Annotated in this window: 10 protein-coding genes and 1 other annotated feature; of the genes, 3 read left to right on the forward strand and 7 right to left on the reverse strand. The window is 48.6% G+C overall.

Going from position 1 to position 15,136, the window contains the following annotated elements; genetic code table 11:
* Positions 1-113: 113 nt before the first annotated feature.
* The 5 genes from metE to AC1DF0_RS19475 form a co-directional block, all read right to left on the reverse strand.
* Positions 114-2,402 carry a 5-methyltetrahydropteroyltriglutamate--homocysteine S-methyltransferase gene (gene metE, locus AC1DF0_RS19455; protein ID WP_477575034.1) on the reverse strand — a complete coding sequence of 763 codons (2,289 nt, stop codon included), beginning with the start codon at positions 2,400-2,402 and terminating at the stop codon, positions 114-116.
* Between the two features lie 109 nt (positions 2,403-2,511).
* Positions 2,512-3,414 carry a LysR family transcriptional regulator gene (locus tag AC1DF0_RS19460; protein WP_337101203.1) on the reverse strand — a complete coding sequence of 301 codons (903 nt, stop codon included), beginning with the start codon at positions 3,412-3,414 and terminating at the stop codon, positions 2,512-2,514.
* Between the two features lie 81 nt (positions 3,415-3,495).
* Complete coding sequence (metG, locus tag AC1DF0_RS19465; RefSeq protein ID WP_477575035.1) at positions 3,496-5,136, reverse strand: methionine--tRNA ligase; 1,641 nt, start codon at positions 5,134-5,136, stop codon at positions 3,496-3,498.
* Between the two features lie 45 nt (positions 5,137-5,181).
* Positions 5,182-5,444: a binding site (T-box leader), on the reverse strand.
* Between the two features lie 71 nt (positions 5,445-5,515).
* Positions 5,516-6,544 carry a DJ-1/PfpI family protein gene (locus AC1DF0_RS19470; protein WP_477575136.1) on the reverse strand — a complete coding sequence of 343 codons (1,029 nt, stop codon included), beginning with the start codon at positions 6,542-6,544 and terminating at the stop codon, positions 5,516-5,518.
* Positions 6,545-6,549: 5 nt separating this feature from the next.
* The gene (locus tag AC1DF0_RS19475; protein WP_477575036.1) at positions 6,550-7,179 is read right to left on the reverse strand and encodes a DUF2306 domain-containing protein; all 630 of its coding nucleotides are present in this window, start codon (positions 7,177-7,179) and stop codon (positions 6,550-6,552) included.
* Between the two features lie 147 nt (positions 7,180-7,326).
* Between AC1DF0_RS19475 and AC1DF0_RS19480 the strand changes: the two genes are divergently transcribed.
* Together AC1DF0_RS19480 and AC1DF0_RS19485 are read left to right on the forward strand one after the other, a co-directional pair.
* On the forward strand, positions 7,327-7,923 hold the full coding sequence (locus AC1DF0_RS19480) for a TetR/AcrR family transcriptional regulator (protein ID WP_477575037.1): 597 nt from the start codon (positions 7,327-7,329) through the stop codon (positions 7,921-7,923).
* Between the two features lie 201 nt (positions 7,924-8,124).
* Entirely contained in the window at positions 8,125-12,534 is a 4,410-nt protein-coding gene (locus AC1DF0_RS19485; protein WP_477575038.1) for a DUF7507 domain-containing protein, read from the forward strand.
* 51 nt (positions 12,535-12,585) lie between these two features.
* On the opposite strand, the gene AC1DF0_RS19490 is transcribed toward AC1DF0_RS19485, so the two are convergent.
* Complete coding sequence (locus tag AC1DF0_RS19490) at positions 12,586-13,104, reverse strand: complement C1q domain-containing protein (protein ID WP_442049058.1); 519 nt, start codon at positions 13,102-13,104, stop codon at positions 12,586-12,588.
* Positions 13,105-13,238: 134 nt separating this feature from the next.
* A complete protein-coding gene (locus AC1DF0_RS19495; protein WP_477575039.1) occupies positions 13,239-14,312 on the reverse strand; it encodes a glycosyltransferase family 2 protein in 1,074 nt (357 codons plus the stop codon).
* Positions 14,313-14,540: 228 nt separating this feature from the next.
* On the opposite strand from AC1DF0_RS19495, the gene AC1DF0_RS19500 reads away from it, so the two are divergent.
* A complete protein-coding gene (locus AC1DF0_RS19500; protein ID WP_442049060.1) occupies positions 14,541-15,083 on the forward strand; it encodes an NADPH-dependent FMN reductase in 543 nt (180 codons plus the stop codon).
* The last annotated feature ends 53 nt before the right edge of the window (positions 15,084-15,136 follow it).

The raw sequence follows: 15,136 nt of genomic DNA on the forward strand, positions 1-15,136 counted from the left end.
TCTGTTCCTATATTTAGTAGAATTCGTATGCTTCAATTATATCTGCTATTGGAAAAAATGGTAACGAAAAAAGCAACCCCTCCCTCTCGGGATGAGTTGCTCTCAGATGAAAATCAGACGTTAAGCGTATAGCTGCTGCGAGCGATCTGCGTTGCTTGCACCATGTTGCGCAGAGCTGCAACCGTTTCTTCCGTGCCGCGTGTCTTAAGGCCGCAGTCCGGGTTAATCCAGAACAGCTTCGGATCAAGCACGCGAAGCGCGCGATCGATCATGCTCGTCATCTCTTCCACTTGCGGAACGCGAGGGCTATGAATATCGTATACGCCGAGTCCAATGCCAAGCTTATACGTATTCAGCTCGAAGCTATGAATAAGCTCGCCATGGCTGCGGGATGTCTCGATCGATATCACGTCGGCATCCATGGCTTCGATGGAATCGATCATGTCGTGGAATTCGCAATAGCACATATGCGTATGGATTTGCGTCGTATCTTGAACCGTGCAAGTCGTCATACGGAAAGCTTTGACCGCCCATGCAAGATAAGCAGCTTGCTCTTCTTTCTTAAGCGGCAACCCTTCACGAACGGCTGGCTCGTCAACTTGAATCATGCCGATTCCAGCTGCTTCAAGCGCCTCTACCTCTTGTCTTAGCGCATAAGCCAATTGGTAAGCGATTTGCTCGCGAGCGATATCGTCACGAACGAACGACCAGTTCATAATCGTAATCGGGCCGGTTAACATCCCTTTGACGGGACGATCCGTCTTCGACTGCGCATATTTCGTTTCTTCGACGGTCATCGCTTCCTCGAAAGCTACATCGCCGAAAATAACCGGCGGCTTCACGCAGCGCGATCCGTAAGATTGCACCCAGCCGTATTGCGTGAACGCGAAGCCGGCAAGCTTCTCGCCGAAGAACTCAACCATGTCCGTACGCTCGAATTCGCCATGTACGAGCACGTCGAGTCCGATTTCTTCCTGCAGCTTGATCCATAGATCGATCTGGTCGCGGATGAAGCCTTCGTATTGCTCGTTTTTCCATTCGCCCTTGCGCCACGATTGACGGGCTTTACGCACTTCGGCAGATTGCGGGAAACTGCCGATCGTCGTCGTAGGCAAGATCGGAAGCTGCCATTTACTCTGCTGTGCGGTATGACGCACAGCAAATGCCGAGCTGCGTTTCGGCTGCTGCGTGCTAAGTGCAGCCACCGCTTGCTGAACGTCGCCGCGATTGCGGGTGCTGGACGTGCTCAGCGCTTGCAGAGCTTTCTCGCACTGCTCAAGCTCATTAGCGATTGTTGCTTTGCCGGATACGACAGCCTTCGTTAACAGGACAAGCTCGTCCAGCTTCTCATCGGCGAAGGCAAGCGCGCCTTTCAGCTCGGGAAGCAGCTTTGACTCGTTAGCTGTTGTAACCGGTACATGCAACAAGCTGCATGACGATTGTACGATTAAGCGATCAGCCGAAACGATTTCCGTCAATTGCTCCAGCACGGACAGCTTCTCTTGAAGCGATGCTTTCCAGATGCTTCGGCCGTCAATAATGCCTGCTCCAAGAACTTTGTCAGCCGGGAATCCAGTAGCTTTGATCGATGCCAAATTTGCGGACCCGCCATGTACGAAGTCAAGACCGATACCTTGTACCGGAAGCTTAACGATAGCCTCGTAGCTTTCAACCGATTCGAAATACGTTTGCAGCAAAATGTTAAGACCCGGTACAGCAGCAGCGAACGTCTCGTAGATCGAACGAAGTCGTCCGTAGTCCGAATCGCTTAATTTGGTTACAACGATTGGCTCGTCGATTTGTACCCATTGCACGCCTTCATTTGCCAGCTCTTGCAGCACTTGAACATAGAGAGGAATCAAGCGCTCCAGCCATACGTCCGTTTCCGATGCTTGATAACCCTTGGACAGCTTAAGGAAAGTAAGCGGACCTACGATTACGGGCTTGCCTTCGATACCTAGCTTTTCTTTTGCTTCGCGATAAGCGATTAGCGGTTTGTTCTCAGTCACTGTCGGCGAAGCGCCGTCCAATTCAGGAACGATATAATGATAGTTCGTATTGAACCATTTTGTCATTTCGCTTGCTGCTGCATCCTTCGTTCCACGGGCGATGCCGTAGTACAACGACAGAGGTACGGCGCCTCCTGTATAAGAGAAACGTTTCGGAACGATTCCGAACATCGTTGCCGTATCGAGGATATGGTCATAATAGCTGAAATCATTAACGGGGATAATGTCGATCCCTATCTCCTGTTGCTTGCGCAAATGAGTGAAGCGGATATCCTGAAGCTTCTGCTGAAACTCCGATTCCTCCAGCTTGCCTGCCCAGAACGCCTCTAAAGCCTTCTTCCATTCCCGATCTGCACCAATTCGCGGATAACCAAGTACACTGCTCTTTGCCATCTTGCAACACTCCTATGCCATTTGTTAAACAAAAGATATCATGGATAGAGAGTTATAGTGTAACTGTATAATACTATATCTAGATATAGCTTTAAGCTATATATAGATATCATTGGCCTGTTGCACGCTGTAACGCCTCTATATAGGCAGTTCCAAGCTTCGATAATGCAACATTTTTATGAGAAATCCAGCCGACATTAATGGTTTCCTCGCAATCAAGAGGCACTGGAATGATCTCGTTGCCGTTCAGATCGGCGCTCAGAACTCCCGTCGAAATCGTATATCCGTTCAGTCCGATCAGAAGGTTGAATAACGTGGCGCGATCATTGACCCGAATGCTTTTGTTATGAGACAACGTGCTTAGAATCTCCTCGGCAAAATGGAAAGAATTATACTCGCCTTGGTCGAAAGACAAATACGGGTATTGCTGCAGTTGATCGATGGTTACGATCGATTGGCCTGCCAGAGGATTGTTGATGCTGATGAAAATATGCGGCTTCGCCGTGAACAAGCTGTGGAACTGAAGATTCGCGCTGCTCAGCAGCTTGTTAATGACCTTCCCGTTAAATTCGTTCAGGTATAGGATACCGATCTCGCTCCGCAAGCTTCGAACGTCCTCGATGATTTCATACGTCTTCGTCTCCCGAAGGGCCAGCTCGTATTCCTCATGTCCGTATTCTTGAACGAGGCTAACGAAGGCATTAACGGCGAACGCATAATGCTGGGTAGACACGGAGAAATGCTGCGGAGAAGGCTTCGCATTCATGTATCTTCCCTCCAGCAGTTCCATCTGCTCGACGACCTGCCTTGCATAGCTTAGAAATTCGACCCCTTCCTTCGACAGTGAAATACCTTTGTTGGAACGATCGAATATGGCGATCCCCATCTCCTCTTCCAGGTCCTTAATCGCATTGGACAAGCTGGGCTGGGAGATGAACAGCCTTTTGGCGGCCTCGTTAATAGAGCCGCGGTTAGCGACCTCAATTACGTATTTCAATTGCTGCAGCGTCATTCCCTTACTCCTATCATTTAACGTATTAAGTGGATTGTATGGGGCAAGTCCCATTAAGTCAACCTATTGAGCTGGACTTTGTTATGGCTTGTTCAGTTCCAACCGTTTTATTTCCTCCTCAATCCTACTCGTGTCGATTCGCTCGAACAATAGCTCCAAACCTTCGATTTGACGGTTAGCAGGAACGAAAGTCAACTGCCATTCGGGTTTGCCGAGCCCGAGAAATTTTCTGATTTTGTCACATGAGAATGGAATGAAAGGCTGTAATAATTGAGCTAGATTAGCTATCATCTGAACGCATGCATGCAGCGTATGACCGCAAGCTTCGCGATTCTCATGCCATAAGACCCAAGGCTTATAATCATCAAAAAATTTGTTTGATAACCTCACATATTGAAAAATGAGCTCTAACGCTTCCTTAAGCTGTCCGGCTTCGATCAATGCGCCTGCTTTTTCATATAACGTATGCAGCTCATTCGTTTGGATAAGGGTTAATCCCCCTTCGGGAACTCGGCCATTAAACGACTTTACTATAAAAGCTAAATTGCGATTGACGAAATTACCGAATGCGCCAAGCAACTCTCCGTTATGGCTATGAATGAACTCCCTCCACGAGAAATCCGTATCCCTCTTCTCCGGGCCATTCGCGATAAGAAAATACCGGATTGAATCCGGATGATAACGGCTTAATACATCCGGCAGCCATACCGCCCAATTATTGCTCGTCGAGAACTTCTTCCCCTCTAGGGTCATATATTCGCTAGAAAGGATACGGTCTGGCAGATGAAGTCCCCTTAGACCCAGGAGCAGCGCAGGCCATATCACGGTATGGAATGGAATATTGTCCTTCCCGTGAACATAATATGCCGTTATGTGCGCATGGTCCTTCGTCCAAAACGTTTCCCAATTACCGCCTGTTTTCGCAGCCCATTGTTTACTAGCAGACAAGTATCCGCTGACCGCTTCAATCCATACGTAAATCTTTTTACCTTCGAATCCTTCCACCGGTACGTCGACGCCCCATGTCAGATCGCGAGTCACAGCCCTATCCCGTAACCCTTCGGTCAAATATCTAGCAGTCATTTGCACGGCATTATCCTTCCAGCCCTTCGCTTGTTCCGCATATTGCTCCAGTTCCTTCTGGAATCGGGATAATTCAATGTAAAAATGCTCGGTAGACCTCTCTATCGGAGAATTGCCGCATATTTTGCACTTCTTATCGATCAGATTCGTTGGGTCAAGAAGAGATGAACAATAATCACATTGATCGCCGCGTGCTTGTTTTCCGCAATTCGGACATATTCCTTCCACATAACGATCGGGCAAAAAACGTTTATCTGTCTCGCAATACGTTTGCTGGACGGTCTTCTTGTATAAATAACCATGATCCAACAGTTTCAAGAAGATCTCCTGAACGATGCGATGGTGATTAGCATCATCTGTTCTTGTGTATAAGTCGTACGTGAAACCCATCTGCCGAAAACACTCAACGAACTCGTTGTGATAACGATCTGCTATTTCTCCCGGTGCGACATTTGTCTGGATCGCTTGCACTTCAACAGGCGTACCATGGCAATCGCTGCCCGAGACATACAATACTTGCTCTCCTTTGGCTCTGTAGTACCTAGCGATGACATCGCCTGGTATCAAGCTTGCTACTCTTCCCAAGTGCAAAGAACCATTCGCATAAGGCCAAGCTCCTCCAATAAATACTGCTGCCATCGTTTAACTCCTCCTTTTGTTTGAACGCAAAAAAGCTCCCATCCCATAAGGGACGAGAGCTGTGCTCACGTGTTACCACCCAGTTTCATTAATGCCTTCCGACACTAACCTTGTCAGGTACGCCGCCATTGGCGGTTATACCCTAGCACGTTAACGGGTGCGGGTTCCGGCGCAGCCTACTTCCGGTTAAGGGTTCGATGCGCAGCTCAGAGACCATATTCTCAAGGATATTCTTTGCCCCTTCTCAGCTGCCGGGGTTCTCTGTACAAAGACGTTGCCTCGATACTCTTTCTCTTCATCGCTTTTGTTCTGAATATTCAAGTTATTATGAATAGTACTGGATATGATTTCCTTTGTCAACGGCTAATTACACCCTAATTCAATCTCGATCAGCCGTTTTCACGGCAACTACCCTCGAAGCCGGCAGAACACCTGCTTTGGCAGTACCGATCAATCGGTTGCCGCCATCCATCTCAACGAGGAACTTCAAATTCAGCTTCATCGGCTTCGTAACGCGCTGAGTCCAACTAAGACGATTGCCGATTAGAACAGGATCGACGAACGAGACTGCAGCTTCATCGCCTTGCTTCGCTGTTCCGATGATTCCTCCGTCACGGGTAGCTATATGAAACGTAACTGCCAGCTTGCCAACCGGCGTCGCAATCGTTGCTTCCCATACTCCATCGAACAAAGTACCGTCCGTAGAAGCGGCAGCCTGCCGCGGCAGGTCTTCGATTGGAACTTCATCGTCGCCTTGACTATTGTCGTCGACTGGATCGAGTCCTTTATTTTCCCATACCGTTCCTCTTCTCTCGAACTCGAACAACATTTCGATGGCATGCGCAATTCGAGGCCCTAACTTACGCTCCACTATGTACAACGAAATGTCTAGGCCGGAAGTGACGCCGCCCCCGGACACCAGATTGCCGTCAACAACGATTCGAGCGTTCACGGGGATTGCGCCTGTCGCCCCAAGCGCGTCCATGCCGTACCTGTTCGTTACGGCATAGCGACCTTCCAACATCCCGCTCATTGCAAGCACTAAGGATCCTCCGCATACGGTGACGATCGTTACGTCACTGCGGTCCATTGCTTCCTTTACGAAGCTCGTTAGCTCGGTATTCGCCGCTCTCGCTAGAATTGCCGGGACGGATTGTTCCCCTTCTCCAGCCATATTGCCTGATGCCCCAGGTACAACGATAATACCCGCCCTTGAAGGATCAAGCGTTCCGCTAGCTTGAAGCGGCAGCCCGTTCATGCCGCTCATAACAAGCCTCGGCCCTTCGGCTGTCACCAATTCGACGCTGCAAGCTCCTCCCGAATACATCTCCGCTGCGCAGAAAACCTCGTAAGGCCCGATCGCGTCCATCAAATCGAAACCGTCGAATAATACGATTTGTACATGCATGCTGCTCAATGTGCGCTCCCCCTTTTTCCATATCGAATGACGACCTCTGCAACTAGGAGATTGGCTATGATAGCTCCATATACCCCCGCTGTATAACTTGTTTCATATTGCATTCCGAAGCCGTCGTTTAATAGCTTAGTTATGAAATGAACGAACAGATTGGTGAAGCAGAACGCATAACTTCGAATCATAAAGCCGCGATGTTGATCCATCCTTTTGCTCCTAACATGCACGATAGCCAATACCGTAATCGTCAACCAGATGATGCTCGTTAAATTGAATCCGATGCTGCTAAGCTTGCCGCCTGTAGAGTAAGGAGCCATATATCCAGCGGTTAAGCTCACGCCTGCTACAAAGAACACAAAGGCATAGCCATTTCTTTTGTGATACTTGCGGTGTTTGTTGTACATGAAGGACGAGAAATTAATCGCCCCGCTGAGCATAGCGAGACAACTAAACCACACATGAATATGCAATACGGTTAGCCATACCGATCGATTAGGCTGCTTCAGTTGGTTGACCTTATGGGCTAAAAACTCCCCCGCATCCGGATTCAATACTAAATTTACGATTGCAACATAGAACACATACATGAGACAAACAATCACAAACACCTTGTATCCTTGCTTTCTCAAACCTTGTGATTCCCCTTTCCGCAATTTTGAGACCGAACCGTACGGTCTCTTTTTTTGATAATCATACTATGAATACCACTCCAACTCACGCACAAAATGTTACAATATAATGAGCCTGTTCAATTTTTCTACGAAAGGACACCTATTATGCGAAAAAGCGATAAAACAAAACTGCATATTATTATGAAATCGGCAGAGTTGTTTAACGATAAAGGTTATGCCGGATCGACTATTCAAGATATTATGGATGCAACCGGCCTTACGAAAGGCGGCATCTACCGCAACTTCGCGAATAAGGATGAGATCGCGCTAGAGGCGTTTGCCTATGCGGGACAAGTGCTGTGGGGGCATTTTGCAGCAGCTATAGAAGGCGCGACAACGGTGATCGACAAGGTCACAGCGATGTGCGACGTATATAGCGATACGGTCAATAATCCGCCAATTAAGGGCGGTTGTCCGTTTCTCAATACAGCTGTTGAAAGCGACCATTCCTTCCCCATTCTTCGGGAAAAGGCTACCCAGGCATTCGATCAGATGATGTCGTTCATACAAGGATTACTGCAGCAAGGCATTGATAATGGCGAATTCCGCAGCGATTTGCTAACGGAGTCGATGGCCTCATTCATATTCACGGCAATCGAGGGCGGAATCATGGCAAGCAGACTGACGCGCGACAATAAACATGTTGCTTTCGCTAAAGACAATATACGAACTCTGCTTCACAGCTACCTTGTAATTGTTTGATATTCATTAAAGGAAAGGCCCTGTGAATTCACAGGGCCTTTCCTTTATTTCTACATTTTTCTCCTCTCGCGTTGTCCATGATGAATTGAAATCGTTCCTCGTTCATAGAAATGGTAAGTAGAAAAGCACGAACGGACGGTCAGAGTGTGACGCCATTACGCTAGGATCGAGATCTGAAGCAGTTAGAAAGGATGTGAAACGATGGAACCATGTCCCTTCCAAGGTCCAGGCAAGCAAAATCCAGTGAACGTCGGGGGGTACGACAACTTCCGGGAATCCGACACCCCCGCGGATGCCGGTTATTGGATAGGCTCGGGAGAGTCGATCGTATACGATGCAGCGCTTAATAGAGGCGTTGGCGGCAACATCGCATTCAATAACCTGCTCCGTATTTCCAAAGGAGCGGTATTGGATAGCTCGGAAGAGTGCGATTGTACGGCTACTGTCACACTTGACATCGAAGGACATCCTGCCGCCTTTCAATATTTTCCGCCGCATTCCTTGGATGTCATCTTCGTGCTGGATGTCACTTCAAGCATGATGTCTGCCGCCAGCACGAAATTCGTGCAAGCTAAGCGAGCGATGATTAATACCATTAATCAAATGTGGGCAGCCAATCGCGATACCACAATTACAATCATACCTTACGGGCGCGACGCTTTCCGTCCCAATCCTAGCCCGTCAACCGGACTAAGCTACGAATACGAAGGCACCTTATTTACTTGGAGGAGGAGCTCGGGACCTCCCCCGGGCAGCACCCATTACATCGGTCAAATTCTCGGCTACCGCAACCAATCGTTTGTCTCCGTGACGGAAATGAGCGCATTCCTTACCCAGACGGCACCTTTGGCTGCAAGCGCAGAGCTCAGTCTCTATAACTATTATAATTACTACCAAATCAGATACAGCGACATTTACGATGACGACGGCAATCCGCTTCCAGACACCGTATTGTCCAGTTACATCACGAATGTCTACACGCCTCAACCTACGGCATACACGAACAATCAAATAAATGCCGTTGCGAGCGGCACGCCGCTAACTCCGATCCAACTAACATACAGCATGGACGAGGACGGCTACGCGAACAATTCGATACTCCAAAATCTTGTTTGGGCAATCCCGTACTCTGAAGACACCAATACGGAGGCCGGACTTCAGGCTTCCTACCAGCTATTCCAAACACCTGGATTCGCACAATCCGACGATATTAACCGGCGAGTCGTCATTCTCATAACGGATGGTCAGGCGAACCGCTCCCTCAACCCAGCCTATCCGGGGGTGTATGCGGCGCCCGGTAATACGGACGCCACCTTCTTTCCTGCCGTGCCGGGCGAGCCATGGAGATATTTTCTTTATTTAGAGCAGACGCTGCCAACGCTGGTGGCTGAAGTCTCGAATCGTTCGGCGACCTTCAATGAAATCATTCTGGCCTCTCAGCGGTCGCAAGCGATATCCTCCAAGCTCACAGACTCAGGCGATGGCAATGTGAAGCTATATGCTTTAGGCATTAACATTGATGCGCAGACACCTGGACCGTGTACGAGGCAAAATGTCATCGAACTTATGAAAAGCTGGGTAACCGCCCCTTCCTTCTTCCGTGAAGCCAATACGGATGATCCCGAATCGCAGATTGCTGCCGAGCTTGCCTTTCTCGTACAAGATATTTTGAATTTGTATGCGGGAAGTCTACTCACCGTCTACGACCTCATCAACACGGCTTTATTCGACTACGTGCCGGGCTCAATAGTCATAAGCGGCACGAGAGACGGTTTGAAGCTGAGATCGCCTAATCAGCCCGTTATCATTGACCCCGGCAACCCTGATTATACCGTCTATCCTAAAGCTCCCCTGCTGCCGGATGTAGGCGATAATATTTTCGTAAATGGCGGCTTTGCGCTCAATTTCGGGACATATCCGCTTGGTTTGCTGGCTCAAGACAGTACAACGACCGTTACGTTAAGCTACAAAATTACGTCCAATCGGTTCGCTAATGGTGACCATCTGCACACCAATACGGACGCTCAGACCTCTATTTCTTATACTCTTCCTAACCATTACGAAAGCGCAACGGCCGTGATCGATTATAGCTCAGCACCGCAATCGCTTTTCTTCCAAACGCCGATCGTTGCGTGCAAGTGCGCACCCATAGCGGGAGTAACCATCGACAAATTCGCCGACAGATCCACAGCCAAACCGCTCGATCAAGTCACTTATTTCGTGGTCGTAACGAATACAGGCACTTTAACCTTAACGGACCTTATCGTCAAAGACCCGCTTCTTGGCATTGAATTCGTAATTAAAGAGCTAGAACCTCTACAGCAATTTACGATGCCCTCCCTATTTACTATACCGGCTGGCACGGCTGAAGGTCCTTTCAAAAACGTCGTATTTTTAACAAGCGCCGCTTTCCCCGATCCCTTAACCGCTACGGCAACGGTATTGATCGAGAGAACGCCGTCCTTGCAGTTCAGCAAAACCGTCAACAAAAACGTTGCTCGTCCAGGCGAGACGGTCATTTTCACTTTAACTGCCGTGAACGATGGCAATGTCGACCTTGTCAACGTGCTCGTTACGGATGAACTGCTAGGCATCCATACAACGATTGAACGAATTGTTGTTGGAGCAACGCTCACATCGGACTTTCCTTACGTCATTCCAGACAATGCAGTTATCGGCTCCACTATATTGAATAAGGCAACGACACAAGCTGACTCCTTGCCGCCTATAACGGTTGCGGTGTCCGTTCTCGTTGAAGGCGTACCGCGACTGTCGCTGACGAAAACCGTTGACCAAAGCAGGATTACACCTGGCACAGCCCTTGAGTTTTCTTTTCTTGTTACGAATTCGGGAGATATAACTTTAACGAATATTAAAGTTGCAGACCCCATTATCGGTCTAGATACGACAATCCCCTCATTGATGCCAGGGCAGTCGACGACGATCGTATATCCGTTTCTGATTCCGCTGGAGCTTCCGCCTGATCAGTATACAAACACGGCGACGGCTGTTTCCGATCAGACGGATTCCGTGCGCTCCAGCGCTGAGATTGAAGTGATTGTTACTCCCGGTTTAGGGCTTCGCAAAATTGCCGACCGCCCGACTGTCGTACCCGGAGGTACAATCCAATATGAAATAATGATCGCCAATCTTGGCAATGTTCCGCTTAGTCCGACAAGGCTATCCGATCCATTGCTCGGAATAGACACGAAGATTGAAGCGCTCGCGGTAGGGCAAATCATTACGTTCACCACCTCCTATGCCGTCCCATTGGATGCTAGGATCGGTTCCATCATCGACAATCTGATTACCGCTGAATCTCCCGAAGCAGGTACCGTTCAAGCCGAAGCGATCGTAACCGTCATCGCTTCCGGTCTATTGCTTGCAAAATCCGTGGATCTGTCGTTCGCATTTCCAGGGGACACCGTTATTTATACGATATCCGTCACGAATCCCCTTGGCACAGCGCAAACGAACGTTCATCTGATTGACAACGCGTTAGGTTTGAATGAATTCATTGCCGAGCTCCCAGGAAGCGCCACCATCACTCGGAATATCGCACAGACGATGCCAAACGTAACTACCAGCACGGTCATTCATAATGTTTGCTCCTGCTCGTCGGATCAATCACCGACCCAGTTGGCCGAAGCGGATGTCGTCGTTGAACCGGAGCTTACGGGAACGATTCTGCGCGTCGAGAAAATTCCTAACGGCAATGTGACTACGCCAGGAAGCACGATCATCTATTCCATTTCGGTAACGAATATCGGCAGCTCTTCAGCGACGAACATTATGGTCGTAGACAGCTTGACAGGCACCGTTCAAAATCTGGATGCGCTTGCTCCTGGACAAAGAGAACTGTTTGCCATTTCATATACCGTTCCGGTTGATTCAAACCAAGGAACCGTGATCCGCAACGAGGTTGTCGTCACATCGCCTCAAGCGAATCCGGTTAGCGCCGAGGCAGATGTTCGAATTGCAGTGCCGCATTTCCTTCTGCAGCTCACGAATGTCGTTAATCAACCAGTCGCGCCGCCAGGGACGACCGTCTTCTTCACGATTACGGTCACGAATACTTCCGGCTTTACGCTGCATAACGTGCGCGTGTATGACGATTTAACCGACTTGCAAATATCGTTCGACGAGCTGGCCCCTGGCGAGAGCCGTGTATTCGTCAGACCTTTCCTTATTCCCGCGAATGCCGTTAGCGGAAATCTATATACGGACACGGCAACAGCATTCTCCGATGAGACGCCTTTCGAGCAAGCGCCAGCTTCCGTCATTACGGAGACGATTGCCGATTTCACCATCACAGAAACCGTCGACAGAAAGGTCGTCAAGTCGGAAGAGACGGTCTACTTCACCATTACGGTAACGAATATCGGCAACGTTACGCTTGTAAATTTCGTTTTGACCGCTCCGCTGCTTGAACTTGTATTAAGATCGAGAAAATTTCACGTTGGGAATGTCATACAAATACGAGTGCCGTTCACGACTCCTTTTGTCGAGGATGATCTGCTCATCGTTAGCCCGGCAAGAGGCATAGCAGAAAATGCCGGTCCGAAAGAAGCCGAAGCATCGGTACTTGTCATACCGGAGGATGAGGAATAATGACAAAGACGGCTGCCATCACGGCAGCCGTCTTCCTTTCATACCTATTCATTAAACTCTAACGCCTTGAAAATGTGTCTCCACGCCTCTGCTGATTATGCCGTTATTACCGACTGCCCTTGCAAATACTTGAACGCTGTCGCGAGCTTCCAGCTTCACAAGCCCTGAAGCATCGATCAGATTATCCCCTTGGATGAAATGTTCGCGGTCAGATATTCTAGCGAGTCCGTTCACGCGGATTTCCAAGGTCATTTCAATGTCTATCATCGTGATGACGGAGAGTGCTACACTTGCCACTAGCGAATAAATGCCTGCTTGTTTCGGACGGAACGTCGATGTCGCAGGGTTGTACTCGTTGTTCAGATCGACTTCTTCGACTTGGTATTGCACCTGCGTGAATGGCCCCATGTTTAATTGCTGATCGGCACCTGAAACCGCAATAAAGGCAGATTTACGTCCCCTGAACTTTTTGCCGCCGCACCCTTTGCGAATGACCTGCTTGCTCGTCGTCTTCTTGACGACGATTGTTTTGCAGGCGGGCTTTGACTTCACTGCTCCTTTGAAAGTCATGCCTACTCCTCCTTGAAAGCATAATAGATCTAGCTTTCTATATCATATGGAGATCAGCATTTCATAGAGACGGCATTCGTCTAATTGGTCGTAATATTAATAGAGTCATAGAGTCTGATCCATCGGATATGAACTTACTTGCTCATGTGCTTCATCAGGAGTTCCTTATTAGTTAGCAGATTCGGATCCTTCGGCGAGTAAGATAATGCGATTTCATTGTGCTCATAAGCGAGCGCCAATTGCCCGAGCTTGCCATAGCAATAGACGAGCTGAAGATGCGGAAGCCAAGTCCATGCCGCTAGATTCATACTATATAACCTGCCTTCCGGCATTTCTAAATTTAGCGCTATTTGATACCAGCGAACAGCCTTTTCATAGTGTCCGTTTTCTTGATAAAAATATCCGATACGGCATACGTAATCCGCGCGCGGCTGATCGTACTTGAATGATGCTAGCAACGCCTCTAGTTCCTGTTCCTTTAGACCAAGCTCATGGAAGCAATGTGCCATTCTACCGCAGCATTCCAGCTTTATTACATGGTGACCTGATGAATCCCCAAGAATAGAATCATAGCTTGCGATTGCCTGCTCATAACGGTGATTAGCCATAAGCTCCATCGCATATTGCATCGTTTGCCTGCTATTTAGCTTCGTGCCCTTCTCAAGCAAGGCTTCATAGATAAGCAAGTTCCGATCACTATTCGAATGAACCCGTCCATGACAGACTGCGATATCTGATAATATAACATTACCTTGAACTGCTAGTTGCTCATGCACGGGATCATGCCATTTGAATTGCCGAGACCTCTTTACAAGCCGATGTCGCTTAACAACCGTTGTCGGCTGCCCAAGCGGATCGAAATCCAGCCAATAATCCATTATTACGGCATCGACAGCTGAATCCAGCTCTTCCTTAAGCGACTCAAGCTTGATTCGCTCCCTCTCATCCAGCCAGTCGTCTGCATCAAGCCATAATATATAATCTTTTGTTGCGTAACGAAACGATTCATTGCGAGCCGCGCCGAAATCATTAATCCATTCAAAGTGATAAATACGCTTCGTATACTGTGCTGCTATTGCTAGCGTGCCGTCCGTGGAGCCCGTATCCACGATGATGATTTCATCGACCGCGTTGGCAACCGTGCTTAAGCATCTGCCTAACTTCTGCTCCTCGTTACGAACGATCATGCATAAGCTTATCGTAATCAAAACGGCATCTCCTCCAATCGCGTTCTCTTCATTCATGTTATGGAGCCGATACCTGTTATGTCTGTACGTCTGCTTCAGAAAGTTGGGATTTTAATATAAAACATGAATAATTTCCTTCTTACAAGGCATGATGATATAATGAGTTTATTCATACTAGATGAGTCGGCTATAAGCGTGATCATCGGATGAATAACAAAATGAAGCCAATCGAGGAGGAAAAGAGTAACGATGTCTAAACTCAATATCGGTATTATTCTAGGCAGTACACGCCAAGGACGCGTCAGTCCTCAAGTAGGCGAATGGGTGAAGAGCATTGCCGACCAACGCGGCGACGCGAACTATGAGATTGTTGATATTGCTGAGTACAAGCTCCCTCTCTTGGGCGAAGAAGACGCTACAGAGCAAGCGACAGCTTGGAATACGAAGCTAGCCAGCCTTGACGGCTTCGTATTCATCGTTCAGGAATACAACCATAGTATAACAGGAGCGCTCAAGAATGCGCTTGATTACGCGCGCGATGCGTGGAACAATAAAGCTGCCGGCATTGTGAGCTATGGCTCTGTTGGCGGAGCTCGCGCTGCTGAACATTTGAGAGGCATCCTTGGCGAGCTTTCCGTAGCGGACGTTCGCGTTCATCCGGCTCTTTCCCTCTTCACCGACTTCGAGAACGGCTCGGTATTCAAGCCTGCCGATCTGCATCTAACGAACGTGAACGGCATGCTCGATCAAGTGCTTGCATGGAGCGGCGCTCTCAAGACGATTCGTCAATAAGCCAGGCAGAAGCCTTTCTGCTGCTAAAAGCAGTCAATATCAAAAAAACATCG

This window comes from Paenibacillus sp. 05T425, from assembly GCF_056396205.1.